Below are 24,776 nucleotides of genomic sequence, written 5' to 3'. Positions count from 1 at the left end.
GACAAAGGTGCTGTCATTCCGGCGGTTTTGACAGCACCTTTGTCGAGATCATCGCCGGATAGGGGCGCACCGGGGCGGCGGCCGCCACGAACGCGGGCGACCGCACGCCCACCCGGTCGCGGGACCTCCGGACCGCTGGCCACCCGACGGCCGACAGCGCTGCGGGAAGGGCCGCGGCCCTTCTTCGTTGTCGCCCTCCACGCCACACCCCACCGGCCCGCCGCCCGGGCGGGGCCCTTGAGTGGGGTACCTGCCCAGCCGCCCACCTGAACCGCGAGGGGCCGGCCGGACGGCAAGCAGGGGCGGGGAACCGCCTTGCTCGCTCCGTCGCCGCCCATTGCGGTGACCGCGCACACGCCGGACAGTCGACAGTGCTGCGGTATGGGCCGCTGACCTGTCCTCGTTGCGGCCTTCCACGCCGTGCCCGGGCGGCCTGCCGCCCGGGCGGGGCCCTTGAGTGGGGTACCTGCCCAGCCGCCCACCTGAACCGCGAGGGGCCGGCCGGACGGCAAGCAGGGGCGGGGAACCGCCTTGCTCGCTCCGTCGCCGCCCATTGCGGTGACCGCGCACACGCCGGACAGTCGACAGTGCTGCGGTATGGGCCGCTGACCTGTCCTCGTTGCCGCCTTCCACCCCGTACCCGGGCGGCCTGACGCCCGGCTGGGCCCGTGAGCGGGGTACCTGATCAGCCGTCAGGGGTCTCGGGGTCCTGGTCTTCGAGGACTCCTTGAAGGGCGGAGGCGACCAGGGCGACGGCGCTGTCGTCGTCGTGGGCCAGCCCGCGCAGGATCTCCCGGGCCGTTTCTCCCGGGAGTTCGACCAGCGCCTGGGTGAGGCGGATCCGTGTGGCGGTGTCCGCTCCGGGTGTGGCGAGCTCGTCGGTGATGGCGGCCGTGATCCGATCCGCGCAACCGGCGTCCCGGGACAGCACCCCCAGGACCTCCGCGGCCTCCACGTCGTTGGCGCCCTCGACCACCATGGCGACGAGCTCGGGCACGGCGGCGGCGACGCCCTGCCTACCCAGGGCCAGGGCGGCGTGGCGGCGCACCGCGGCGTCCGGATCCCCAAGGGCCTCCTCCAGCACCGCCGACGTGCCCGGAGCCCCGGGCATCGCGGCGATCGCCTGCACCGCGCGCCGCCGGACGCCGACGTCCTCCGAGCGCGCTCCGGTGGCCAGCGCCTCCGCGCCGTCGGCGTCCGACCGCGCGAGCGCCCAGCGCAGGGCACCGGCGACGTTCGGGTCGGGTTCGTTCAGGACCGCCTGGGCCAGCAGCTCGGCGGGGACCGGGACGTCCTCCGGCCGGGCCAGGACGGCCTGGTTCCTGCGCGCGGCGCTCGCGGAGTCGAGCTCCCGCATCAGCTCGATGACGCGCAGCACCTCCTGCCAGTCGGCGGGCGCCGACGTGTCGATCGCGCGGAGCCGGCCGAGCAGCTCCCGCTCCCTGGCCAGGCGGTCCTCGGTCCACCGGATGAGGTCGCCGACCAGGGCGGACGGTGTGAAGTCCGGGTCCTCCAGCGCGCGGCCGATCTGCTTGAGCGACAGCCCGAGGGACCGCAGGCTCTCCACGTGGAAGATCCTGCGGACGTCCTCGGCGGAGTACTCGCGGTAGCCGCCCGTGGTGCGGCCCGTCGGCCGCACCAGCCCCAGGGCGTCGTAGTGCCGGAGCATCCGGGCGCTCACCCCGGAGCGGCGGGCGACCTCGCCGATCAGCACTCCTGGTCCCCCGGGGTTGCTGCGGGCCCGGTCGCGTCCGCCCCGTCGGCGGGCACGGCGGGAACGGCGGGTACGGCCGTCCCGGCGTCCGACGTCCCGGCGTCCGACGTCCCGGCCTCTACCGTTTCCGTCTGGACCTCGGTCCTCCCGCTGTCCACCGACGCGACCGCCGCGGCGGCGGCAGCGGCCCGCTCCGGGCCGAGCGCGACCACGCGCTCCGCCTCCTCGACGGCCGCGTCGAAGCCGCTCTCCGGGTCCTGCCGAAGCCGCTCGGTGGCGCGGGCGTGCGCGGCGACCACCGGGTCGGAGTCCTCCGCGGCCTTCTCCAGCAGGGGCGCGACCACCTCGCCGAGGTCGGCCAGGGCCCGGCTCAGGCTCAGCCGGACGCCGCGGTCGCCGCGGCCGAGCTCCTGCACCAGTTCACCGGCCAGGCGCTCCTTCTCCTCCTCCGCGTCCTCGGGCACGAGCACGGCCGCGACCCGCCACGCGGTGCGCGCGACCTGGTCGTTGGCGTCGTGCAGCAGGTCGCGGGTGATCCAGGTCCTCGTGCCCTCCTCGCCGATCTTGGAGAGGAGGTGCAGCGCCTGGCTGCGGGCCTGGGGCCGCTCGGAGCCGAGCTCCCGGCGGATCCGGGGCAGGGTGCGCTCCGCAGGCAGGCGGAGCAGCGCCCAGGCCAGCATGTCCCGCACGAAGAAGTCGGGCTCGACCGCGCACCGCTCGACGAGCGTCTCCAGGAGCGCGGGGTCCGGGCTCGAACCGGCCGCGAGGGCCGCCTGCAGCCGGACGGACGTCTCCCCGGCGGACAGGGCTGCGGCCTTGCGGCCGTGCTGCGCCGTCCTGCCGGGACTGTGGGTCGTGTCGATCGTGACCACCTCCTGTGCCCAAGTGAAGGCCTTGTCACTGTGTCAAGGTCAAGCCCGCGACCGGCGGGTCGGGGAGGTTCACCGGTCACGGCCCCCGCAGGAGCCGCGTCAGGGGTTCCGTCGGAGCCCGGGGAGGGCATGGCATGGGCCGCTCGCGTCCCCGGCGCCGCCCAGGACTCCGGAGGCGCTTCGGGCACGCACGCCTTCCCCGGTGGCCACGAGGCCGCGCGGCGGGCACCGACACCTCTCCTAACACTGTTAGGTAACGATTGCCGGATACGCCTGTACGCGCCCCCGCCCGGCTCCCTAGGTTCAGTGACACGCATCACATGGGCCGCCGTACCTGGGAGCGAGGGCAATCAGCATGCGCAGCACGATGCAGGACGTACCGCTGTCGATCGGGGACCTGGTCCGCTACGGCACCACGGTGCACGGCGACGCCGAGGTCGTCACCTGGACCGGCGGTGAGCCGCGCCGGGCGACCTACCGGGAGGTCGGGCGCCGGGCCGCGCAGCTCGCCCACGCACTGCGCGCCCTCGGGGTCACCGGGGACCAGCGGGTCGCCACCTTCCAGTGGAACAACCAGGAGCACCTGGAGGCCTACCTCGCGGTGCCCGCCATGGGCGCGGTGCTGCACACGCTCAACATCCGGCTCCACCCCGAGCAGGTCGCCTACGTCGCGAACCACGCCGAGGACCACGCCGTCATCGTCGACGCCAGCCTCATCCCGCTGTTCGCCCCGCTGCTGCCGAAGCTGACCACCGTCCGGCACGTCATCGTCGCCGGGGACCCAGACGCCGACCCGTCCCCCCTCGCCGCCGACGGCGTCGAGGTCCACCGCTACGACGACCTGATCGACGGGCGCCCCGAGGAGTTCGACTGGCCCGCCGTCGACGAGCGCGACGCCGCCGCCATGTGCTACACCTCCGGCACCACCGGCGACCCCAAGGGCGTCGTCTACAGCCACCGCTCCATCTGGCTGCACTCCATGCAGGTCTGCATGAGCGACGGCAAGGGGCTGAGCCAGGCCGACAATGCGCTGGCCATCGTCCCGATGTTCCACGCCATGTCCTGGGGCCTGCCCTACGCGGCGATGATGGTCGGCCCGTCGCTGCTGCTGACCGACCGCTTCCTTCAGCCCGGCCCCATCGCCGACATGATCGAGGCCGAGCGCCCCACCATCGCCGCCGCCGTCCCCACCATCTGGCAGGGCCTGGTCGCCGAGCTGGAGGAGCGCCCGCGCGACGTGTCCTCGCTGAACCGGGTCGTGGTCGGCGGCGCGGCGTGTCCGCCGTCGCTGATGCGGGCCTTCGACGAGCGCTTCGGGGTGCCCATCGTGCACGCCTGGGGGATGACCGAGACCTCGCCGCTGGGCAGTGTCGCCAACCCGCCCGCCGGGACCGAGGGGGAGGAGCGCTGGGCCTACCGCCTCTCCCAGGGGCGCCTCCCGGCGAGCGTGCAGGGGCGCCTGGTCGCCGACGGCGGCACCGTCGTCCCGAACGACGGGAAGGGCGTGGGCGAGCTGCAGGTGCGCGGCCCCTGGATCACCGGCGCCTACTACAAGGACCCCGACCCCGCGAAGTTCCAGGACGGCTGGCTCCGCACCGGCGACGTGGGCACCCTGAGCCCGGACGGGTTCCTGACGCTGACCGACCGCGCCAAGGACGTCATCAAGTCCGGCGGGGAGTGGATCTCCTCGGTGGAGCTGGAGAACCGGGTCATGGAGCACCCGGCGGTCGCCGAGGCCGCCGTCATCGCGGTGCCCGACCCCAAGTGGGACGAGCGCCCCCTGGTGGCGGTGGTGCTGCGGGAGGGCCGGGCGGCCGACGCCGCCGAGCTGCGCGCCCACCTGGCGGACCGCGTCGCCCGCTGGCAGGTCCCCGAGCGGTGGGCCTTCATCTCCGAGGTGCCCAAGACCAGCGTCGGCAAGTTCGACAAGAAGACCCTGCGCAAGGAGCACGCGGAGGGGAGCCTGAAGGTGATCGAGGAGAGAGGCTGAGCCGGGACCCCGTGTCGATCTCGGGGAAGTCGGCCTCAAGAAGGCGCGCGGATAGGCAGGTGTGCTCGCCGTTGATCTCGGGAGAAGCGACGCTTCCGGGCCGGTTTTAGGGGCGCTTTTCCCGAGATCAACGGCGCAGGGGCGGCGGTTGGCGGCGGAGCCGGCGGGGCTGGGCCCCTGCGGCCCGCCCGCCCATCCGCGCCAGCTCTTAAGGCCGACCTCCCCGAGATCTTCGGGGACCGTCAGGCGGGCTCGACGTGGTTCAGCGCGCTCGGGTGCTTCCGCAGGTAGCCCTCGATCGTCTGCGCCGGGTGCCCGGTGATGTCGGGCACCGCCGGGGACACCGCCTCCAGCTCCCCCGCCGCGATCGCCGCGTACGAGCTCGCCCACCCCTCGACCGCCCACTCCGGCGCCCCGGTCGCGCGCCGGGACTCCAGCGCCTCCTCCCAGGTCTCCGGGACGTACCGGACGGTCCTGCCGGTCAGCGACGTCAGACGACCCACCGTCTCGCCGAGCGTGACCGCCTCGGGCCCGGTCAGGTCGTAGGCGCGGCCCTCGTGCGTGCCGGGGTCCAGCAGCACCTCGGCGGCCACGTCCGCGATGTCGTCCCGGGCCACCCACGCCACGCGGCCGCTCCCGGCCGGGCCGCGCACCACCCCCCGCTCGTCCGCCCAGCCCGGCAGCAGGTCCAGGTACAGCGACGGGCGCAGGAAGGTGTGGGCCACCCCGGTGGAGCGGATGTGCGCCTCGGTGAAGAAGTGGTCCCGCGCGAAGGTGAACACCGCGGCCGGGCCGGGGTTGAGGAACGACAGGTAGACGATCCGCCCCACCCCGGCCTCCACCGCCGCGTCCACGGCGGCGATGTGCCGGTCCACGCGGTCGGCCGACTCGGTGGCCGAGACCAGGAACAGGGTCGTTGCGCCCTGCAGGGCCCTGCGCATCGCCGTGCGGTCCTCGTAGGCCGCCATCGTGGCCGAGGCGCCGGGCAGCTCCGGCGCCCGGTTCAGGTCGCGCACCACGAGCCTCTGCGCCGCGCCCCGGCGCGCCAGCCGCGCGGCGACCCGGCCGCCCACCGAACCGGTCGCGCCGGTGACGGCGATGGACTCCGTTGTTGCCTGATCGTCACCCATGGCGCCATTTTCACCGCTTTCCTCCTCCGGCGCACGAACCGGAGGTCAGCGCGTCGTGGAGTCCGGCTCGGCCGCCGACCCGGCCGACCCGGACCCGGACCCGGACCCGGTCGGCGCGGTCGGCTCGCTCGGCTCGGCCGTCGTGCGCCGGTAGGCCAGGCGCCGCAGGGCGACCTCTGCCGGGCCGCGCTTCCCTGCCCGCTCCAGCACGACGGCGAAGACCAGCGTGGCCAGCCACACCCCGGCGGCGTACAGCGCCATCGCCGCGCTGCCCATGTGGGCGCCCAGGCCCAGGCCCCAGGCGGCCAGGATGGGGGCGCACAGCACCGACTGTCCGATGTAGCAGGACATCGAGCGCTTGCCGACGGCGGCGACCGCGCTGCCGACCGCCCCCATGGGTCGGCCCCGCAGCCGCGCGCCGATCAGCCCGAACAGGGCCACGTACCCGATGCCGCCGACGAGGCCCGTGGCCAGCTGGACGGGCCAGAACACCCAGGAGACCGTGTCGGGCACCGCGATCACGCCGAGGTGGTCGAGCGCGTTGGGCACCGGACCGAGCCATCCGACCGCGATGCCGATCACCGCGGTGCGGCGCAGCAGCGGCAGGTGGTTCCACGGCTCTTCGAGGATGCGGCGCCGGGCCGCCCAGAAGGCGAGGACGATCGCGGTGGGGACGGCCACGCTGAGCAGGCCCTGGCCGATGACGACGGTGGGCCAGAACGCGATCCGCAGCACCGCCGCCCACAGGGGGTTCTCCTCGGCGATGGGCGCCATCATGAACTCGGAGTCCGCCGCGGGGGAGGCGGCCGAAGCGGCCTGTCCTCCATCGGCCCCGGCGGCCCCGGCGGCGAAGAACGCGCCGACCGTGGACAGGACGGCCAGCACGACGAGCAGCCCGGTGCCGATTCCGGCCCAGGTGAGCAGGGTGCGGTCGCTGCGCCGGAGGAACAGGGCGACGAGGATGAGGCCGACCAGCCCGTAGGCGCCGATGATGTCGCCGTACCACAGCAGCAGGGCGTGCACCGCGCCGAAGGCGATGAGCAGCAGGTTGCGCCGGCGCAGGAGCGCGCGGGCGTCGGCCTCGGAGACCCCGGCGGCCTGCTGGCGCCGGTAGAGCTGGACGATGCCGTAGCCGAAGAGGAACGCGAACATCGGGTAGACCCGCAGGTCGGCGATGACGATGAGCACGGCGCTCACCGCGTTGTCGAGCGTTCCCTCGCCGACGGGGTGGTTGCTGCTCAGCGAGTGGGTGGTGGCCCAGAGGTAGAGCGGGGTGTTGGCGAACGAGATCAGCAGCAGCATCATCCCGCGCGCGAGGTCGGGCGCGGGCGCGCGCTCGGCGGACCGCGAAGGGCCGCGGATCGGTATCGGTTGCTGGGTCTGGTCCATGGCCGGTCCTTCGGGCTGAGGGGATGCCACTGTCGGCGTTCCCCACATGCTGGCGGCGGTCCGGCGCGGAGGTATCCCCCGCGAAGGCGATATCGCCCTCCCCACGGGGGAGGAGGGGCGTACCCGCCGCACGGCCGACGGCCCTCCTCCTCGCCGAGGAGGAGGGCCGGAGGATCCGCGTTGATCTCGGGGAACTCGGGGTTGAACCGGACACGATAGGCCCGACTTCCCCGAGATCAACAACAGCACGCCTCCGCACCGCCGTTCCCTCGTTGATCTCGGGAAAAGGGACGCTAAAACCGGCCCGATAGGGGCGATTTCCCCGAGATCAACGAGGGGGAGCGGCGGGGCGCCAGGGGGTGGGCAGGAGGCCGCCCGAGCGCAGGTGCTCGTCGAGGGCGGTGAAGGCGGCATCGGCGGCCCGCTGGGCGGCGATGCGCTCGCCGATGTGGCGGCCGCGCGCCCGGAGGGCTTCGGAGACCGCGTCGTAGAGGGCGTCGGCCCGATCGGTGTCCGGGTCGGGGCGGTGGACCGGGCTCATCGGTGCTCCCGGGGAGTGTGGGCGGGGAGGGTGAAGTAGACGCCGCGCACCCGGCCGTGGACCAGCGGGCCCCATTCGGAGGCGAGGGCCGCGACCAGGGCCAGGCCGCGCCCGTGGACGGCGTCGGGAGCGGCGGGCACGGGGCGGGGTGCGGTGGCGGCGCCTCCGGCGTCGTGGACCTCGATGCGGACGGAGGCCGGGCCGGGGTGGAGCTCGACGGTGACGGATCCGCCGGGGCGCCCGCTGGCGGTGTGCAGGACGGCGTTGGTGACGGTCTCGCTCACCAGCAGTTTGGCGGTCTCGGCGGTGTCGGGGGCGAGCCCGAGGCGGTGGGTGAGCGTGGCGGCGGCCCAGTCGCGGGCCTGCGCGGCGGCCGTGAGCTCACCGGGCAGGCTGCATCGGAATACGCCGTAATGCACCTGAATCGGCCCTGTCGTCATTATCTGGGGTGTAATGTTCTCCATGGTCCTCACCGGGCGTCCTTTTCGCTGTCACTGGTGGGGATCGGCCCTGTCCGGTACGGGATTACCGGGCGGGGCCTTTTTCGTGTCCTCTTACACTGCCCAGAATGCGCTCTGACCTGCTAGACCTTCGACCAACTTCGACCCTGGGTGTATCGGTGGGGTGGACGGAGGTGTTCGTGTCGTGCTGATGTGTAGAGCATGGTGGGTAAGAACAGTGCGCGGTGGGCGCGGGTCGGTCGTCAGATACACGCCGAGCGGGAGAAAGTCGGAATCCCCTTGAAGGACCTCGCCGAGGCGACCGGTATTTCGGCGGCGATGCTGAGCGCGATGGAACGCGGAAAACGCGGGATCAAACGGTCGCACGTCGTGAAGATCGACGCGGCCCTCGGCACTAAAAAAATATTGGAGGGGGTGTGGGACGGCTCGGCGGAGAGCGACCTGCTCCCGCCCTGGTTCCAGCAGGCGGCCCAGCGGGAGCGGGCCGCGACCGAGATCCGGCAGTACTCGCTCACGGTCGTGCCCGGCCTGGTGCAGACCGAGGACTACATGCGGACCCTGCTCCGTTCCGGGCTCCCCAACGCCCCGACGGCCAAGCTCGAAGAACTGGTGCAGGCGCGCAGGACCCGGCAACGGCTCCTGGAGGGAGAGGTGCCTCCCCGGCTCCTCCTGATCCTCGACGAGACGGTCCTGCGGCGGCCCGTGGGCGGGCGTGCGATCATGAGGAACCAGCTCGACCGCCTCGTGGAGGTGGCGGACTGGCCCTACGTTTCGGTGCAGGTCGTGCCATTCGCCACTGAGCACCACCCCGGACTCTCGAACGGGTTCGTCCTGTATCGGGTGGACGGCGGCTACTTGCTCTGGTTGGAGACGCGGCGCTCGGGAACCGGTAGCCAAGACGCCGAAGCGGTGGACGACTACCTGCGCTTGTTCGGGGACCTCCAGGGCGCGGCGCTTCCTGCGGCGGCATCACTGAAGCTGATCAAGGAAATCCGAGGAGAGTTCGAATGACGCCCCCCGTCTTGACCTGGCGCAAGTCCAGCTACAGCAACGACACAGGCGGCGAGTGTGTGGAGTTCGCCCCGATCCCCGAGGGCGGGGCGGCCGTCCGGGACACACAGAACCGCAGACTCGGCCACCTCTCGTTTCCTTCCGGCGAGTGGGCGGCCTTCCTGCGTGAGGTGGCCTCCGGCCGTCCCTGACGTGTGAACCCCCTTGCCTCCTCCGGCGAGGGGGTCCCGTCCCCGTTCGTCAGAACTTCCGGGACGTCGCCGCGACGATCAGGTCGGCCAGGGCCGATCTCGCCTCCGGCTCGATCAGGTCGGACTCCAGCGCCCGGGTCGCCTGCTCCACGTAGTCGTCGATCCGGCGCTCGCACGCCTCCAGGGCGCCGCACTCCTCGGTGATCGTGCGCATGAGGGACACCGCCTCGTCGTCGAGGCCCGGGTCGCCCAACCGGGAGCGGAACTCGGCCGCGGCCGCCTCCCCCGCGCGCTCCAGCGTCTCGGCCACCAGCAGCGTGCGCTTGCCCTCGCGCAGGTCGTCGCCGGCGGGCTTGCCGGTCTGCGCCGGGTCGCCGAACACCCCCAGCACGTCGTCGCGCAGCTGGAACGCCACCCCCAGCGGCAGCCCGTAGGCCGAGTACACCGGCGCCAGCTCCGGCCCGCGCCCCGCCAGGGCGGCGCCCAGGTGCAGCGGCCGCTCCACCGTGTACTTGGCCGCCTTGTAGTGCATCACCCGCAGCGACGCCTCCACGCTCTCGGCGCCGCGCACCTGCTCCAGCATGTCCAGGTACTGCCCGGCCATCACCTCGGTGCGCATCGCGTCGAACGCCGCCCGGCCCGCCGCCAGCGACTCCGGCGGCAGCCCGCTGCCCTGGTACATGTCGTCGCACCAGGCCAGGCACAGGTCGCCGATGAGGATCGCCGCCCCCTGGCCGAACCCCTCCGACGAGCCCGACCAGCCCTGCTCGGCGTGGAGCGCGGCCAGCCGCCGGTGGGTGGCGGGCAGCCCCCGCCGGGTGTCGCTGTTGTCGATCACGTCGTCGTGCACCAGCGCGCACGCCTGCAGCAGCTCCAGGGAGGCCGCGGCGGTGTAGGCCTCCGGGGCGTCCGACCCCCCGGCCCCGCGCCAGCCCCAGAAGCAGAAGGCCGGGCGCAGCCGCTTGCCGCCGGAGAGCATCGCCTCCAGCGCGTCCATGGCCGGGGCCAGCTCGGCGCCGATCTCCAGCAGCTCGGCGCGGCGGCGCCCGACGAACTCCCACAGCGCGGCGTCCACGGCGGGGCGCACATAGGAGACCGGGGAGGAAGGGGTGGACGGGGTGGAGGTCATGGACGCAGGTTATCGGCTGCCTGACCGGTGACTTGACCGCCCCGGGGGTGGTCGGCCCCCCGCGCCCCAGGCCATGGGCTTATGGTGGAGGACATGTTTGGCTCACCGACACCCAACGGAACCGCGACTGCGCCCACCCCCCGGCCCCGGGACATTCGCGACCTTCTCAAAGCCGGCGAACCGACATTCTCCTTCGAGTTCTTCCCGCCCAAGACCGAGGAGGGCCTCAAGCGGCTCTGGACGGTCATCCGCGAGATCGAGGCGCTCGGACCGTCCTTCGTCTCGGTCACCTACGGCGCCGGCGGAGGGACGCGGGACCGCACGGTGGAGATCACCGAGCAGATGGCCACCGACACCACGCTGCTGCCGGTCGCCCACCTGACGGCGGTGGACCACTCCGTGCGCGAGCTGCGCCACCTCATCGGCCGCTTCGCCGCCGTCGGTGTGACCAACCTCCTCGCACTGCGCGGCGACCCGCCCGGCGACCCGCTGGGCGAGTGGGTCAAGCACCCCGACGGCCTGGAGTACGCCGAGGAACTGGTCCGCCTGATCAAGGAGAGCGGCGACTTCTCCGTGGGCGTGGCGGCGTTCCCCTACAAGCACCCGCGCTCGGAGGACGTCGAGACCGATGTGCGCTACCTGGTGCAGAAGTGCCGCGCCGGCGCCGACTACGCCATCACCCAGATGTTCTTCGACGCCGACGACTACCTGCGGCTGCGCGACCGCGTGGCGGCCAAGGGGTGCGAGACCCCGATCATCCCGGAGATCATGCCGGTGGTGAAGTACGGCACCATCGAGCGCTCCGAGCAGCTGTCCGGCGCCCCCTTCCCGCGCCACCTGGCCGCGGAGTTCGAGAAGGTCAAGGACGACCCGGAGGCCGTCCGCGAGCTGGGCCTGGACCAGGCGCACCGCCTGTGCGAGCGGCTGCTCGACGAGGGCGCGCCGGGCATCCACTTCATCACCTTCAACCAGTCCACCGCCACCCGCGAGATCTACCGGCGGATCGCCTCCGACCGCCGCGCCCCCGCAGGGGCAGGCGCGCGGCCATGATGGCGAAGGGCTGATCCGGGCTGCCGGGGAAGGAGAACTCCGGCAGCACGTCGACGAACCCGCACGAGCCGTAGAGCCGCCGCGCGACGGTGGACCCGGTGCGGGTGGACAGCACGGCGGCGCGCTCCGGGCGCGCCGCCGTGAGGCGTTCCAGGAGGGTGCGGCCGATGCCGTGCCCCTGCATGGCGGGGCGCACGTGCACCTCGGCCACCTCGAAGGTGTCGCGGAACCAGCGCCGCTCGGCGGCCGGGTCGCGCCGCCGCAGCTCCTCGGTGACCACGTCGAACCACCACTGCCCGCGGTGCCCGTGGAAGCCGTAGGCGAACCCGGCCAGGCCGGCCTCCGTCCCGGAGGCGCCGGGGGCCTCGGCGGGCCGCAGCGCCAGCACCGCCTTGAAGCGGGGGTGGCGGGCGTGCTGCTCCATGATGGTGCGCCGCCCGGGGAGCTGCTCGGGGGGCGGGTCCATCGCGGCCGTGTAGACCTCCAGCAGCGCCGGCAGCGCGTGGACGAAGGCGGGAGGGGCGGGCTCCCACAGCTCGAGCGGCCCGGTGTCGGTCTCCACGGGGCCAGCCTACGCCCGGTGGGCCGGCCGGGGGCCTTCTTGACCGGGGCGGGCGTGTGCGGTTAACTGGATGTGTTCGCACACCAGTTCGATCGGCGGGGCGGTCCACCGCCTCCGCCGGATCACGGGGACACCCCCGGGTGCGCGGACCGGCCGCGGCCGGGCGGGGGGAGGGGAAGCCTCTTGCCCGGCCGCGCTCCCTCCTCTCGGTGCCCCTGGGGCAGGGGGGCGCCGGTGTCGGAAGCGGCCGGGCGCCGGGTCCGCGCGGAACGGGGCCGCGCGGGGATTTCGCCTCGACGCCGTTCTAGAAGGCGTCCACGGCGCGCCGTGCCTCGGGGTCCAGGACCCCCCAGTTGATCAGCTCCTCGGTCAGGTCGCTCGGCGAGCGGTCGTAGATGACCGCGAGCGAGCGCAGGTCCTCCTGGCGGATGGAGAGCACCCGGCCGTTGTAGTCGCCGCGCTGGCTCTGGATGGTGGCCACATAGCGTGCCAGCGGGCCGGCCTTCTCCTGCGGGAGCTGCTGCATGCGCTCCAGGTCGATGACGAGCTTGGGCGTGGGGCCCAGCGGGGCCGGGGCGGCGCCGCCCGGCAGCAGCTCGGACATGGGCACCCCGTAGAAGTCCGCCAGCTCGGCGAGCTTTTGCACGGTGACGGCGCGGTCGCCGCGCTCGTAGGAGCCCACCACGACGGCCTTCCAGCGCCCGTGGGACTTCTCCTCCACCCCGTGCAGGGAGAGCCCCTGCTGGGTGCGGATGGCGCGCAGCCGCGCACCAAGGGACTTCGCGTATTCGGATGGCATGTTCTTCGTCGCTCCCCGGCCGTGAGGTGGCTCGTTCCAGGGTGTCGCGCACTGTGTGACGTACCCCAGATTGGTTACGGACAGTGACGGTAAGGCTGTCGGGGCGCCAGGTCAAGCCGTTGGGTGGAAACGCGACTATTCAGTGGCCAAACCGTGCGTAAGTGAGAGGTGTCTCATTCCGGGCGCGAACGGGGCGTCCGGTGGGGTTCCGGGCCACGGAAAGCCCGCAACGGTAGGAGGTTTCACATTTGACGACCGCTTCGTCCGGGCCGGTGTGCCCGTGGCGCGGACATGGGTGGCCGCCTGCGGTCAAGCCCCTATGGTATGGCCAGGGTCACATTTTCCTCATGTTTGCTGATAGGGCCCGGCGGGCCCGCCTCCGCCGCGCTGATAACGTGAGGCCGATCGACATCCTTTAACGTCCTGCTCAGTGAGGCAGGGAAGGGGGTCACTACTTTGTGTGCCCAAAAGAGAGCGGATGGTGAGCCGCCGCCCGGGGATGCACGCCCCGTGCTGGAGGGCCCCGAGATCCAGCGGGCGCTCACCCGCATCGCACACGAGGTCCTCGAACGCACCAAGGGCGCCGAGGACGTCACCCTGCTCGGCATCCCGTCCCGCGGCGCCCCTCTCGCGCGCCGCCTGGCCGAGCGCATCGAGCGCGTCGAGTCCCGCACCGTCCCGTGCGGCGCCCTCGACATCACCATGTACCGCGACGACCTCCACCTGGCGCCCGCGCGCGCGTTGGGCCGCACCGAGATCCCGCCCGAGGGGATCGACGGCCGGGTGGTCGTCCTCGTCGACGACGTCCTGTTCTCCGGCCGCACGGTCCGCGCCGCCCTGGACGCCCTGAACGACCTGGGCCGCCCGCGCGCGGTGCAGCTCGCCGTGCTCGTCGACCGCGGCCACCGCGAACTGCCGGTCCGCGCCGACTACGTCGGCAAGAACCTGCCCACCTCCCTGCGCGAGTCGGTGACCGTGCTCCTTGAGGAGACCGACGGCCTCGACGCCGTCCTCATAGGACCCAGGCGGGAGCGCGGCGGCGGCCGCACGGACGAGACCCGCGCCGCGGGCGGGGAGGAGAACTGATGCGCCACCTGCTGTCCGCGGGCGACCTGACCCGGGACGAGGCCGTGCTGGTGCTGGACACCGCGCGCGAGCTCGCCCAGGTCGGCGACCGCTCCGTGAAGAAGCTGCCCACCCTGCGCGGGCGCACCGTGGTCAACCTCTTCTACGAGGACTCCACCCGCACCCGCACCTCCTTCGAGCTGGCCGCCAAGCGCCTGTCGGCCGACGTCATCAACTTCTCGGCCAAGGGCTCCAGCGTCTCCAAGGGCGAGAGCCTCAAGGACACCGCGCTCACCCTGCAGGCCATGGGCGCCGACGGCGTCGTCATCCGCCACTCGGCCTCCGGCGCCGCCCACCGCCTGGCCAACTGGGTCGACGGGTCGGTGCTCAACGCCGGGGACGGCACCCACGAGCACCCCACCCAGGCGCTGCTGGACGCCTACACCATGCGCGAGCGCATGGGCCGCCTCGACGGCCTGCGCGTGGCCGTGGTCGGCGACGTGCGGCACAGCCGGGTCGCCCGCTCCAACGTGCTGCTGCTCAACACCCTCGGCGCCCAGGTCACCCTGGTCGCCCCGCCCACCCTGGTGCCGGTCACCGCCGGCTCCTGGCCCTGCGAGGTCGCCTACGACCTCGACGCGGTGCTGCCCAAGACCGACGTGGTGATGATGCTGCGCGTCCAGGCCGAGCGCATGAAGGACGCCTACTTCCCCACCGCGCGCGAGTACAGCCGCCGCTACGGCCTGGACAAGGAGCGCTTCGCGCTGCTGGGAGACGACGCGATCGTCATGCACCCCGGCCCCATGGTGCGCGGCATGGAGATCTCCGCCGAGGTCGCCGACTCCCCGCGCGCCACCGTGACCGAGCAGGTCGCCAACGGGGTCAGCGTGCGCATGGCGGTGCTCTACCTGCTGCTGGGCGGCTCCGAGCCGGCCATTGGGAACTGAACTAAGGGAGAACTCGGGCCGATGGCCAATCAGAACCACGACGGCGGGGCCTACCTGATCCGCGGGGCGCGCCCCCTGGGCGGCGAGCCCGCCGACATCCTGCTGCGCGGCGGCACCGTCGCCGCGATCGGCGCCGGGGCCGCACAGGCCGCCGACGGCGCCGCCGAGGTCGACGCCGCCGGGCTCATCGCCCTGCCCGGCCTCGTCGACCTGCACACCCACCTGCGCGAGCCCGGCCGCGAGGACGCCGAGACGGTGGCCGGCGGCTGCCGCTCGGCCGCCGCCGGCGGCTACACCGCCGTGCACGCCATGGCCAACACCGACCCCGTCGCCGACACCGCCGGGGTCGTCGAGCAGGTCTGGCGGCTGGGCCGGGACAGCGGGCTGTGCGACGTGCGCCCGGTCGGCGCCGTCACCCGCGGCCTGGCGGGGGAGCAGCTGGCCGAGCTGGGCGCCATGGCCGACTCGGTCGCCGGGGTGCGCGTCTTCTCCGACGACGGCATGTGCGTGTCCGACGCGCTGCTCATGCGCCGCGCCCTGGAGTACGTCAAGGCCTTCGACGGCGTCGTCGCCCAGCACGCCCAGGAGCCCCGCCTCACCGAGGGCGCGCAGATGAACGAGGGCGAGGTCTCCGACCGGCTCGGCCTGGGCGGCTGGCCCGCGGTGGCCGAGGAGGCCATCATCGCCCGCGACTGCCTGCTCGCCCAGCACGTGGGCTCGCGCCTGCACATCTGCCACGTGTCCACCAAGGGATCGGTGGAGATCATCCGCTGGGCCAAGGAGCGCGGGTGCGACGTGACCGCCGAGGCGGCCCCGCACCACCTGCTCCTCACCGACGACCTGGTGGAGGACTACGACCCGATCTACAAGGTGAACCCGCCGCTGCGCACCGCCGAGGACGTGCGGGCGCTGCGGCAGGGCCTGGCCGACGGCGTCATCGACTGCGTGGCCACCGACCACGCCCCGCACCCCATCGAGGCCAAGGAGACCGAGTGGTCCACCGCCGCGATGGGCATGCTGGGCCTGGAGACCGCGCTCTCGGTGGTCCAGCACACCATGGTCGACACCGGGCTGCTCGACTGGGCCGGGGTGGCCGAGCGCATGTCGGCCGCGCCCGCCCGGATCGGGCGCGCGGCCGGGCACGGCCGCCCGCTCGCCGAGGGCGAGCCGGCCAACCTCGCCCTGTACGACCCGGCGGCCGAGCGGGTGGTCGAGCCCGCGGCCCTGGAGTCCAAGAGCACCAACACCCCGTACCGGGGCATGACCCTGCCGGGACGTGTCGTGGGCACGTTCCTGCGCGGCGTCCCGACGGTCCTCGATGGGAAGATCCAGTGACAGCAGAAGCAACCGCAGCCCCCGAAGCCGCCCCGGCCGTGCTCGTGCTGGAGGACGGCCGCGTGTTCCGCGGCCGCTCCTTCGGGGCGCGCGGCGAGGCCTACGGGGAGATCGTCTTCAACACCGGCATGACCGGCTACCAGGAGACGCTCACCGACCCGTCCTACCACCGCCAGATCGTCACGATGACGGCGCCGCACATCGGCAACACCGGCGTCAACGACGACGACCCCGAGTCCGGGCGGATCTGGGTGGCCGGGTTCGTGGTCCGCGAGCCCGCCCGGGTGCCCTCCAACTGGCGCGCCCAGCGCACCCTGGACGAGGAGCTCGCCCGGCAGAACGTGGTGGGCATCGCCGTGCCCGGCACCCGCGCCCTCACCCGCCACCTGCGCGACCGCGGCGCCATGCGGGCCGTCATCAGCACCGAGGAGAGCGACCCGGACGTGCTGCTGGAGCGGGTCAAGGCCGCGCCCGAGATGGCCGGGGCCGACCTGAGCGGCGAGGTCTCCACCGACGAGCCCTACACCGTGCACCCGCCCGAGGGCGTGGCCACCCGCTTCCGGGTCGCCGCCGTCGACCTGGGCATCAAGGCGATGACCCCGCAGCGGCTCGCCGAGCGCGGCTGCGAGGTTCGGGTGCTGCCCGGCACCGCCACCGCCGAGGACGTGCTGGAGGCCGGGCCCGACGGGGTGTTCTTCAGCAACGGCCCCGGCGACCCCGCCACCGCCGACGCCAACGTCGCCGTGCTGCGCGAGGTCCTGGAGGCCGGGCGGCCCTTCTTCGGGATCTGCTTCGGCAACCAGCTCCTGGGCCGCGCCCTGGGGCTGGGCACCTACAAGCTGGTCTTCGGCCACCGCGGCGTCAACCAGCCCGTGCAGGACGTGCACACCAAGCGGGTGCACATCACCAGCCACAACCACGGCTTCGCCGTCGACGCGCCCACCGACGGGCCGTTCGACACCCCGCTGGGCCGCGCCGAGGTCAGCCACGTCGACCTCAACGACGGCGTCGTCGAGGGGCTGCGCCTGCTCGACCGCCCCGCCTTCAGCGTCCAGTACCACCCCGAGGCCGCCGCCGGCCCGCACGACGCCGCCGAGCTCTTCGACGCCTTCTGCGACCTGATGGAGCGCAGCAGGGGCGCCGAGCCCGCGTCCGCCCGGCCCGAGAACGCAGAGAAGTAGGGAACCATGCCCCGCCGCAACGACCTGAACTCCGTCCTGGTGGTCGGCTCCGGTCCCATCGTGATCGGCCAGGCCGCCGAGTTCGACTACTCCGGCAGCCAGGCCTGCCGCGTGCTCAAGGCCGAGGGCCTGCGCGTCATCCTGGTCAACTCCAACCCGGCCACGATCATGACCGACCCGGAGCTGGCCGACGCCACCTACGTCGAGCCCATCACCCCGGACATGGTCGAGAAGATCATCGCCAAGGAGCGGCCCGACGCGCTGCTGCCCACCCTGGGCGGCCAGACCGCGCTGAACACCGCCATCGCCCTGCACGAGGCCGGCGTGCTCGACAAGTACGGCGTCGAGCTGATCGGCGCCAACGTCGAGGCCATCCAGTCCGGCGAGGACCGCGAGACCTTCAAGGGCATCGTGGAGCGCATCGGCGGCGAGTCCGCCCGCTCGCGCATCTGCCACAGCCTGGACGACTGCCTGGAGGCCGCCGCCGAGCTGGGCTACCCGCTGGTGGTGCGCCCCTCCTTCACCATGGGCGGCTCCGGCTCGGGCTTCGCCCACGACGAGGCCGAGCTGCGCCGCATCGCCGGGCAGGGCCTGACGCTCTCGCCCACCACCGAGGTGCTCCTGGAGGAGTCCATCCTCGGCTGGAAGGAGTACGAGCTGGAGCTGATGCGCGACGGCAACGACAACGTGGTCGTCGTCTGCTCCATCGAGAACTTCGACCCGATGGGCGTGCACACCGGCGACTCGGTGACCGTGGCCCCCGCCATGACCCTCACCGACCGCGAGTACCAGCGCATGCGCGACCTGGGCATCGCGATCATCCGCGAGGTGGGCGTGGACACCGGCGGCTGCAACATCCAGTTCGCCGTCGACCCCTCCAGCGGGCGGCTCATCGTCATCGAGATGAACCCGCGGGTCTCCCGCTCCTCGGCACTGGCCTCCAAGGCCACCGGCTTCCCGATCGCCAAGATCGCCGCCAAGTTGGCCGTGGGCTACACCCTGGACGAGATCCCCAACGACATCACCGCCGAGACCCCGGCCAGCTTCGAGCCCGCCCTGGACTACGTCGTCGTCAAGGTGCCGCGGTTCGCCTTCGAGAAGTTCCCCGGAGCCGACCCCGGCCTGACCACCACCATGAAGTCGGTGGGCGAGGCCATGGCCATCGGCCGCTCCTTCCCCGAGGCGCTGCAGAAGGCCATGCGCTCGGTGGAGAAGAAGGGCGTCGGCCTCACCTGGGAGGGCGAGCCCGGGACCAAGGACGAGCTGCTGCAGTCGGCGGCCACCCCCGGCGAGTACCGGCTGCGCCAGGTGCAGCAGGCGCTGCGCGCCGGGGCGAGCGTGGAGGAGCTGCACCGGGTCACCGGCATCGACCCCTGGTTCCTGGACCAGATGGCGCTGCTGGAGGAGACCGCCCGCAAGCTGGCCGCCGCCCCCCAGCTCGACGCCGGCCTGCTGCGCGAGGTCAAGCGCCTGGGCTTCTCCGACGCCCAGATCGCCCAGGTGACCGGAAAGACCGAGGAGGTCGTCCGGGAGCTGCGCGGCGCCCTGGACGTGCACCCGGTCTACCTGACCGTGGACACCTGCGCCGCCGAGTTCGCCGCCAGGACGCCCTACCTGTACTCCAGCTACGACGAGGAGACCGAGGTCCCGCAGGGCACCCGCCCCAAGGTGATCATCCTCGGCTCCGGGCCCAACCGCATCGGCCAGGGCGTGGAGTTCGACTACAGCTGCGTGCACGCCTCCTTCGCGCTGTCCGAGGCGGGCTATGAGACCGTCATGGTCAACTGCAACCCGGAGACGGTCTCCACCGACTACGACACCAGCGACCGGCTCTACTTCGAGCCGCTCACCCTGGAGGACGTCCTTGAGGTGGTCCGCGCCGAGCGGCTCACCGGCGAGGTCGTCGGCGTGGTCGTGCAGCTGGGCGGGCAGACCCCGCTGGGCCTGGCGCGCGCGCTCAAGGAGGCCGGGGTGCCGATCGTCGGCACCAGCCCCGAGGCCATCGACCTGGCCGAGGACCGCGGCGCCTTCGGGGAGGTGCTGGCCCGCGCCGGGCTCCCGGCGCCCAAGCACGGCACCGCCACCTCCTTCGACGAGGCCCGCGCCGTCGCCGACGAGATCGGCTACCCGGTGATGGTCCGCCCCTCCTACGTGCTGGGCGGGCGCGGCATGGAGATCGTCTACAACGAGGCGATGCTCGCCGACTACATCGAGCGCAACGCCGAGGTCAGCCCCGACTACCCGGTGCTGATCGACCGGTTCCTGGACGACGCCATCGAGATCGACGTGGACGCGATCTACGACGGCCGGGAGCTGTACATGGGCGGCATCATGGAGCACATCGAGGAGGCCGGCATCCACTCCGGCGACTCGGCGTGCGCCCTGCCCGCGGTCACCCTCGGCAACGAGGACTACGAGCGGATCCGCTACTCCACCGAGGCGATCGCCCGGGGGACCGGGGTGCGCGGCCTGCTCAACGTCCAGTACGCGCTCGCCTCCGGGGTGCTGTACGTGCTGGAGGCCAACCCGCGCGCGTCGCGCACGGTGCCGTTCGTCTCCAAGGCCACGGCGGTGCCGCTGGCCAAGGCGGCCGCCCGGGTGATGCTGGGCGCCGACATCGCGCAGCTGCGCGCCGAGGGCCTGCTGCCCACGGGCGGCGACGGCGGCACCCTGCCCATGGACGCCCCGGTCGCGGTCAAGGAGGCGGTCATGCCGTTCAACCGCTTCATCGACCGCAAGGGCGAGGGCGTGGACACCGTGCTCGGCCCGGAGATGCGCTCCACCGGCGAGGTCATGGGCATGGACGCCGCCTTCGGCGCCGCCTACGCCAAGTCGCAGCTGGCCACCTCGGGCTCGCTGCCCACCCGCGGCAGCGTGTTCGTGTCGGTCGCCAACCGGGACAAGCGCAGCATGGTCTTCCCGGTCAAGCGCCTGGCCGACCTGGGCTTCGAGATCCTGGCGACCGAGGGCACCGCCTGGGTGCTGCGGCGCAACGGGGTCGAGGCCAAGGTGGTGCGAAAGCACAGCGAAGGGCCCGGTCCGGACGGAGAACCCACTATCGTTCAACTCATCCACGACGGCGCGGTGGACCTCATCGTCAACACGCCGTTCGGCGGGGCCGGGCAGTCCGGGCCGCGCCTGGACGGCTACGAGATCCGCACCGCGGCGGTGGTGCGCGGCGTCCCCAGCGTCACCACGGTGCAGGGGCTCGCCGCGGCGGTCCAGGGCATCGAGGCGCTGGCCCGCGGCGACATCGGGGTGCGGTCCCTGCAGGAGCACGCCGAGTCGCTGCGCGGCGCCGGCGCCTGAGGCGACGGTCAGGGCGAGCGGTCGGCCGGGGCCCACCGGCGGGGGAGCGCCCCCGCAGGTGGGCCCCGGGGCCGCCCGGCGGGTGAACAGGGCAGGACGGTCAGGTTTGAGCGACTTCGGTCCGGTGCAGATCCGGTGCCCGGTGCTGTCGGTGCGCCGGGTGGACGCCTACTACGCGATCACCGTGGTCGCTCCGCAGATCGCCGAGCGCTTCCGGGCCGGGCAGTTCGTCGCCGTCGCGGTCGGCGGTGAGGCCTCGGCCATGCTGCTGCGGCGCCCGTTCGCCGTGCACGACGTCAAGCCCGACTACGGCGGCACCGTGGAGTTCCTGTTCTCGGTGCGCGGCGCGGGCACCTCCTGGCTGTCCGAGCGGCGCTCGCGGGACCTGCTGGACGTGGTCGGCCCGCTGGGGCGGCCATTCCCGCTGCCGCGCGACCCGGTCAACTGCGCCCTGGTGGGCGGCGGATCCGGCGGGGCCCCGCTGTTCCCGCTGGCGCATGCGCTGCGGCGGCGCGGATGCCGGGTGGACTTCCTGCTGGGCGGAGCCTCGGCCGACCGGGTGTTCAGCGCGATCACCGCGCGCCGGGTGGCCGAGACCGCCACCTTCACCACCGACGACGGCTCGTTCGGGGTGCGCGGGCCGGTCACCGCCCCGCTGGGCCGGGTGATCGAGGAGGCCCGCTCGGACGTGGTCTACGCCTGCGGCCCGATGCCGATGCTGCGCGAGGCCGGGGCCGTGGCCGCCCGCCACGGCATCCCGCTGCAGGTGGCGGTGGAGGAGACGATGGCCTGTGGGACCGGGCTGTGCATGTCCTGCGTGGTGCCGGTCGTCGGCGAGGACGGCGTCACCCGCATGGTGCGCGCCTGCGTCGACGGCCCGGTGTTCCGGGGCGAGCGGGTCCGCTTCGACGACGTGGGCACGATCCCCTTCGACGCCCTGGGGGCGCCCGGCTGGAAGGCCCGCCCCGAACCGGGCGACGGCATGGCCGACCGCGCCGCGGGGTGAGCGCCGGGGGAGCGGCCGGGGGCGCCGGGCCGGTGCCCGCCCCCTCGCGGAGCGGTTCCGGCCCCGCGCAGCGCTTCCGGCCCTGCGCAGCGCTTTCGGCCCCGCGGAGCGGTTCCGGCTCTGATCGGCCGACCGCGCCCACCACACACCACCACCAGGAAGGCGGACCCCCACGATGAGCCCGGACCTGCGGACGCGGCTGGGCAGTGTGCACCTGGACAACCCGGTGCTGACCGCGGCCGGGTGCGCGGGCACCGGGCGCGAGCTGGCGGCGTTCTTCGACATCTCCCGCATCGGGGCCGTCATCACCAAGTCGGTCATGCTGGAGCCGCGCGCCGGGCGCCCCGCGCCGCGGGTCGCCGAGACGCCCAGCGGCATGCTCAGCGCCACCGGCCTGCAGGGGCCGGGCGTGGAGGTGTTCCTCCAGCGCGACCTTCCCTGGCTGCTCTCGCGCGGCGGGCGCGCCGGGGTGTCGCTGGCCGGGTCGGGCGTGGCCGAGTACGCCGAGCTGGCCCGCAGGGTCTCCGAGGCGCCGGGGGTCTCCTTCCTCGAGGTCAACCTGTCCTGCGCGAACCCCTCCGACCAGGGCCGCCACTTCACCGACGACCCCCGGGAGGCGGCCCGCGTGGTGCACGCGGTGCGCTCGCACGCCCGCTCGGACGTGCCGGTCTTCGCCAAGCTCGCCGCCGACGTGCCCGACCCGGTGGCGCTGGCCGAGGCCTGCGCCGAGGCGCGCGCCGACGGCCTGTCCCTGGTCAACACGGTCCGCGGGATGGCGATCGACCCGCGCTCCCTGCGCCCCGCGGTGGCCGGGGGCATGGGCGGGGTGTCCGGCCCGGCGATCCGGCCGATCGCGGTGGGGTGCGTGTACGAGGTGCACGCGGCCCTGCCCGAGCTGCCGATCATCGGCTCCGGCGGGGTGCGCACCGGCGCCGACGTCCTGGAGTTCCTGGCGGCGGGCGCCTCGGCGGCGGCCGTGGGAACGGTGAACTTCCACGACCCGTCGGCGTGCGTGCGCATCCTGCGGGAGGTGGAGGAGGCCCTGACCGAGCACGGGGTGCGCCGGGTCGCCGACGTCATCGGGGCCGCGCACCGGCCCATGGGGGCACCACTGGGAGGCGCGGACGCCCCTGGCGGGGCCTGAGACAGCCCGTGGCGGCCCGGATACGCATCGGCCTATTCCCAGGACGGAGCGCATCCTCCCGGGATTTCTGGGCCGTCTGAGCGCCGCGCCTGCGGGTGCGGCGCCCGCCCGGGCGCCGCGGCCCCCGGCGGCCCCGCCCGCCCGGGGCGCCGTTCAGGGGGCCGAACGCGGGCCCCGGCCCGGCCCGGAGCCGGGGCGCACCGCGCCGACCTGGCCGGACGGGGATCACACCGCTCCGGCGGCGGTGGTCGGGGCCCCTGCCGGGCCGGGAATGCATGAACCCGCCGTACGGGGGAACCGCACGGGGCAGTGCCCGCGCGTCCGTACGGTTCCCAACCGGCCGGGCGCCGGCCCCTCCGGGGGCGGCCCCGTCCGGACGGCACGCACGTACCACACACGCACGTGAAGGAGAGGCATCGTGGCCGCGCCCATCGCAGTCGCCATCGACGCACCCGAGATCGAGACCGCCGCCCGCTGGGCCTCGGCGGTCGCCCCGCACGTCAGCACGGTCAAGGTGGGGCTGGAGCTCTACCTGCGCTATGGGCCCGAGGTGATCACCACGGTGCGCGGGGCCAACCGGGTCTCGGTCTTCCTGGACCTCAAGCTGCACGACATCCCGGCCACGGTGGCCGGGGCCGCGCGCAACGTGGCCCGCCTCAAGCCCTCGATCCTGACGGTGCACGCGGCCGGGGGCCGGGACATGGTCCGGGCGGCGGTGGAGGCGGCCCCGGACACCACGATCGCCGCGGTGACGGTGCTCACCTCGCTGGACGACGCCGAGCTGGAGCGGATCGGGATGGTCGGCCCGGCCTCGGACGCGGCCCGGCGGCTGGCGGAGCTGGCCGTGGAGGCGGGCGCGGGGGCGCTGGTGTGCTCCCCGCACGAGGTGGCCCAGCTGCGCGCGGACGTGGGCCCCGACGTGCGCCTGATCACCCCGGGGGTGCGCCCGGCGGGCGCGGACCGCGGGGACCAGGCCCGGGTGGCGACCCCGGAGCAGGCCCTGGCCTCCGGTGCGGACCTGCTCGTCATCGGCCGCCCGATCACCCGTGCCGCCGACCCGGGCGCGGCCGCGGCCTCCATCGCCGCGGCGGTGCGCCGCTCGGAGTCGGTCGGCGGGTGAGGCCCCGCGGACCCGGCATCCGGGGGCGGCGCCCGTTCGGGCGCCGCCCCCGGCGCCTTCCCGGCGGACCGGAAGGCGCGGCCGGGGCGCCGGCGGCCGCCTGCGGTCGCCTTCGGAGGGCGCAACGGCCGTCTCTCGCTCCCCACCGTGTCCGATTCCGGTCACATTGGGTCACGCGGATTCGGGTTTCCGCAAGCCGCTCAGCGGGGGCTCCCGCGACCGGCTCGAACCCCGGAGTGCGGCCCTGTCCGGGGATGACGCCGCCATGCCCAACCGGGCCAAAAGTCCCGATTTCAACCCCGGTGCGCAATCAGCTGGTGACACAGGGTAATTAGTTGGACGAAATAGCGCTTGAAGGGCCACTTTGCGTTGCCGAACGGGGCCGGAACCTACTAACTTGCGCAGGCGTCCGCCCTCTACAAACGAGAGAAAACCGAGGTGACCCGGCGTGGCCCTTCCTCCCCTCACACCCGAGCAGCGCGCCGCGGCTCTGGAGAAGGCCGCTAAGGCCAGAAAAGAGCGCGCGGAAGTCAAGAACCGGCTGAAGCACGGTGGCGTCTCCCTCAAGGAGGTGCTCGCCGACGGCCAGACCGACGACGTCATCGGCAAGATGAAGGTCTCGGCCCTGCTGGAGTCGCTCCCCGGCGTCGGCAAGGTCCGCGCCAAGCAGATCATGGAGCGGCTCAACATCGCCGAGTCGCGCCGCGTCCGCGGCCTGGGTGCCAACCAGCGCTCCGCCCTGGAGCGCGAATTCGGCGGCGCCGAGTAAGGACCCGACCGACTGTGCGGTACCCCACCGCGGGTGCCGCCCGACGGGTCCGCCGGCCGGC

At 73.5% G+C, this 24,776-nt stretch carries 22 protein-coding genes; 13 read left to right on the top strand and 9 right to left on the bottom strand.

The features are described 5' to 3' along the window. Positions 1 to 685: 685 nt before the first annotated feature. Complete coding sequence (locus O4J56_RS26115; RefSeq protein ID WP_270689441.1) at positions 686 to 1,714, bottom strand: MerR family transcriptional regulator; 1,029 nt, start codon at positions 1,712 to 1,714, stop codon at positions 686 to 688. After that, a complete protein-coding gene (locus O4J56_RS26110) occupies positions 1,708 to 2,586 on the bottom strand; it encodes a HEAT repeat domain-containing protein (protein WP_408639173.1) in 879 nt (292 codons plus the stop codon). The genes O4J56_RS26115 and O4J56_RS26110 overlap by 7 nt, the downstream gene beginning before the upstream one ends. Positions 2,587 to 2,941: 355 nt before the next feature. Between O4J56_RS26110 and O4J56_RS26105 the strand changes: the two genes are divergently transcribed. Then, the gene (locus O4J56_RS26105) at positions 2,942 to 4,576 is read left to right on the top strand and encodes a long-chain fatty acid--CoA ligase (protein ID WP_270689439.1); all 1,635 of its coding nucleotides are present in this window, start codon (positions 2,942 to 2,944) and stop codon (positions 4,574 to 4,576) included. Positions 4,577 to 4,818: 242 nt separating this feature from the next. Here the strand turns inward: O4J56_RS26105 and O4J56_RS26100 are convergent, their stop codons facing one another. The 4 genes from O4J56_RS26100 to O4J56_RS26085 form a co-directional block, all read right to left on the bottom strand. Then, positions 4,819 to 5,706 carry an SDR family oxidoreductase gene (locus tag O4J56_RS26100; RefSeq protein WP_270689437.1) on the bottom strand — a complete coding sequence of 296 codons (888 nt, stop codon included), beginning with the start codon at positions 5,704 to 5,706 and terminating at the stop codon, positions 4,819 to 4,821. Positions 5,707 to 5,751: 45 nt separating this feature from the next. Further along, positions 5,752 to 7,095: a DUF418 domain-containing protein gene (locus O4J56_RS26095; RefSeq protein ID WP_270689435.1), complete on the bottom strand. Its 1,344-nt coding sequence runs from the start codon at positions 7,093 to 7,095 to the stop codon at positions 5,752 to 5,754. 328 nt (positions 7,096 to 7,423) lie between these two features. Then, positions 7,424 to 7,636 carry a hypothetical protein gene (locus O4J56_RS26090; protein WP_270689434.1) on the bottom strand — a complete coding sequence of 71 codons (213 nt, stop codon included), beginning with the start codon at positions 7,634 to 7,636 and terminating at the stop codon, positions 7,424 to 7,426. Beyond that, the gene (locus tag O4J56_RS26085; protein ID WP_270689432.1) at positions 7,633 to 8,076 is read right to left on the bottom strand and encodes an ATP-binding protein; all 444 of its coding nucleotides are present in this window, start codon (positions 8,074 to 8,076) and stop codon (positions 7,633 to 7,635) included. Before O4J56_RS26085 ends, O4J56_RS26090 begins: the two co-directional genes overlap by 4 nt. Before the next feature lie 222 nt (positions 8,077 to 8,298). On the opposite strand from O4J56_RS26085, the gene O4J56_RS26080 reads away from it, so the two are divergent. Then, entirely contained in the window at positions 8,299 to 9,108 is an 810-nt protein-coding gene (locus tag O4J56_RS26080) for a helix-turn-helix domain-containing protein (RefSeq protein WP_270689429.1), read from the top strand. Next, positions 9,105 to 9,299, top strand: a complete 195-nt coding sequence (locus O4J56_RS26075; protein ID WP_270689428.1) for a DUF397 domain-containing protein — start codon at positions 9,105 to 9,107, stop codon at positions 9,297 to 9,299. Before O4J56_RS26080 ends, O4J56_RS26075 begins: the two co-directional genes overlap by 4 nt. Before the next feature lie 49 nt (positions 9,300 to 9,348). On the opposite strand, the gene O4J56_RS26070 is transcribed toward O4J56_RS26075, so the two are convergent. Beyond that, positions 9,349 to 10,428 (bottom strand): polyprenyl synthetase family protein, encoded by a 1,080-nt coding sequence (locus tag O4J56_RS26070; protein ID WP_270689427.1) that lies wholly within the window; start codon positions 10,426 to 10,428, stop codon positions 9,349 to 9,351. A gap of 93 nt (positions 10,429 to 10,521) precedes the next feature. On the opposite strand from O4J56_RS26070, the gene metF reads away from it, so the two are divergent. Then, positions 10,522 to 11,478 carry a methylenetetrahydrofolate reductase [NAD(P)H] gene (metF, locus tag O4J56_RS26065; RefSeq protein ID WP_270689426.1) on the top strand — a complete coding sequence of 319 codons (957 nt, stop codon included), beginning with the start codon at positions 10,522 to 10,524 and terminating at the stop codon, positions 11,476 to 11,478. Here the strand turns inward: metF and O4J56_RS26060 are convergent. Next, positions 11,393 to 12,040, bottom strand: coding sequence for a GNAT family N-acetyltransferase (locus O4J56_RS26060; RefSeq protein WP_270689424.1), 648 nt, complete (start codon positions 12,038 to 12,040; stop codon positions 11,393 to 11,395). The genes metF and O4J56_RS26060 overlap by 86 nt on opposite strands. A gap of 304 nt (positions 12,041 to 12,344) precedes the next feature. After that, positions 12,345 to 12,839 (bottom strand): transcriptional regulator BldD, encoded by a 495-nt coding sequence (gene bldD / locus O4J56_RS26055; protein ID WP_017622275.1) that lies wholly within the window; start codon positions 12,837 to 12,839, stop codon positions 12,345 to 12,347. A 510-nt stretch (positions 12,840 to 13,349) separates the two neighbouring features. On the opposite strand from bldD, the gene pyrR reads away from it, so the two are divergent. The 9 genes from pyrR (at position 13,350) to mihF (ending at position 24,715) form a co-directional block, all read left to right on the top strand. Beyond that, positions 13,350 to 13,925 (top strand): bifunctional pyr operon transcriptional regulator/uracil phosphoribosyltransferase PyrR, encoded by a 576-nt coding sequence (pyrR, locus tag O4J56_RS26050; protein WP_333563823.1) that lies wholly within the window; start codon positions 13,350 to 13,352, stop codon positions 13,923 to 13,925. Further along, positions 13,925 to 14,851, top strand: coding sequence for an aspartate carbamoyltransferase catalytic subunit (locus O4J56_RS26045; RefSeq protein ID WP_270689422.1), 927 nt, complete (start codon positions 13,925 to 13,927; stop codon positions 14,849 to 14,851). Before pyrR ends, O4J56_RS26045 begins: the two co-directional genes overlap by 1 nt. Before the next feature lie 21 nt (positions 14,852 to 14,872). Continuing rightward, complete coding sequence (locus O4J56_RS26040) at positions 14,873 to 16,186, top strand: dihydroorotase (RefSeq protein WP_270689421.1); 1,314 nt, start codon at positions 14,873 to 14,875, stop codon at positions 16,184 to 16,186. Continuing rightward, positions 16,183 to 17,367, top strand: a complete 1,185-nt coding sequence (carA, locus tag O4J56_RS26035; RefSeq protein WP_408639172.1) for a glutamine-hydrolyzing carbamoyl-phosphate synthase small subunit — start codon at positions 16,183 to 16,185, stop codon at positions 17,365 to 17,367. Before O4J56_RS26040 ends, carA begins: the two co-directional genes overlap by 4 nt. Positions 17,368 to 17,373: 6 nt before the next feature. Continuing rightward, a complete protein-coding gene (gene carB / locus O4J56_RS26030; RefSeq protein ID WP_270689420.1) occupies positions 17,374 to 20,676 on the top strand; it encodes a carbamoyl-phosphate synthase large subunit in 3,303 nt (1,100 codons plus the stop codon). A gap of 106 nt (positions 20,677 to 20,782) precedes the next feature. Then, positions 20,783 to 21,682 (top strand): dihydroorotate dehydrogenase electron transfer subunit, encoded by a 900-nt coding sequence (locus tag O4J56_RS26025; RefSeq protein ID WP_270689418.1) that lies wholly within the window; start codon positions 20,783 to 20,785, stop codon positions 21,680 to 21,682. 175 nt (positions 21,683 to 21,857) lie between these two features. After that, on the top strand, positions 21,858 to 22,826 hold the full coding sequence (locus O4J56_RS26020; protein WP_270689416.1) for a dihydroorotate dehydrogenase: 969 nt from the start codon (positions 21,858 to 21,860) through the stop codon (positions 22,824 to 22,826). Between the two features lie 418 nt (positions 22,827 to 23,244). Further along, entirely contained in the window at positions 23,245 to 23,946 is a 702-nt protein-coding gene (pyrF, locus tag O4J56_RS26015) for an orotidine-5'-phosphate decarboxylase (protein WP_270689414.1), read from the top strand. A 448-nt stretch (positions 23,947 to 24,394) separates the two neighbouring features. After that, on the top strand, positions 24,395 to 24,715 hold the full coding sequence (mihF, locus tag O4J56_RS26010) for an integration host factor, actinobacterial type (RefSeq protein ID WP_017541927.1): 321 nt from the start codon (positions 24,395 to 24,397) through the stop codon (positions 24,713 to 24,715). The last annotated feature ends 61 nt before the right edge of the window (positions 24,716 to 24,776 follow it).

Origin of the sequence: Nocardiopsis endophytica (genome assembly GCF_027706725.1) — a bacterium.
Classification (GTDB): domain Bacteria; phylum Actinomycetota; class Actinomycetes; order Streptosporangiales; family Streptosporangiaceae; genus Nocardiopsis_A; species Nocardiopsis_A endophytica.
The sequence above is the reverse complement of the archived record's forward strand: the minus strand, read 5'-3'. Positions and strand labels throughout refer to the sequence as shown.

Bases quoted from the DNA above. Each gene is read 5' to 3' on its own strand.
- O4J56_RS26105 (WP_270689439.1), top strand. From the start codon at position 2,942: ATGCGCAGCACGATGCAGGACGTACCGCTGTCGATCGGGGACCTGGTC.
- O4J56_RS26100 (WP_270689437.1), bottom strand. From the start codon at position 5,706: ATGGGTGACGATCAGGCAACAACGGAGTCCATCGCCGTCACCGGCGCG.
- O4J56_RS26095 (WP_270689435.1), bottom strand. From the start codon at position 7,095: ATGGACCAGACCCAGCAACCGATACCGATCCGCGGCCCTTCGCGGTCC.
- O4J56_RS26090 (WP_270689434.1), bottom strand. From the start codon at position 7,636: ATGAGCCCGGTCCACCGCCCCGACCCGGACACCGATCGGGCCGACGCC.
- O4J56_RS26085 (WP_270689432.1), bottom strand. From the start codon at position 8,076: ATGACGACAGGGCCGATTCAGGTGCATTACGGCGTATTCCGATGCAGC.
- O4J56_RS26080 (WP_270689429.1), top strand. From the start codon at position 8,299: ATGGTGGGTAAGAACAGTGCGCGGTGGGCGCGGGTCGGTCGTCAGATA.
- O4J56_RS26075 (WP_270689428.1), top strand. From the start codon at position 9,105: ATGACGCCCCCCGTCTTGACCTGGCGCAAGTCCAGCTACAGCAACGAC.
- O4J56_RS26070 (WP_270689427.1), bottom strand. From the start codon at position 10,428: ATGACCTCCACCCCGTCCACCCCTTCCTCCCCGGTCTCCTATGTGCGC.
- metF (WP_270689426.1), top strand. From the start codon at position 10,522: ATGTTTGGCTCACCGACACCCAACGGAACCGCGACTGCGCCCACCCCC.
- bldD (WP_017622275.1), bottom strand. From the start codon at position 12,839: ATGCCATCCGAATACGCGAAGTCCCTTGGTGCGCGGCTGCGCGCCATC.
- O4J56_RS26045 (WP_270689422.1), top strand. From the start codon at position 13,925: ATGCGCCACCTGCTGTCCGCGGGCGACCTGACCCGGGACGAGGCCGTG.
- O4J56_RS26040 (WP_270689421.1), top strand. From the start codon at position 14,873: ATGGCCAATCAGAACCACGACGGCGGGGCCTACCTGATCCGCGGGGCG.
- carB (WP_270689420.1), top strand. From the start codon at position 17,374: ATGCCCCGCCGCAACGACCTGAACTCCGTCCTGGTGGTCGGCTCCGGT.
- O4J56_RS26020 (WP_270689416.1), top strand. From the start codon at position 21,858: ATGAGCCCGGACCTGCGGACGCGGCTGGGCAGTGTGCACCTGGACAAC.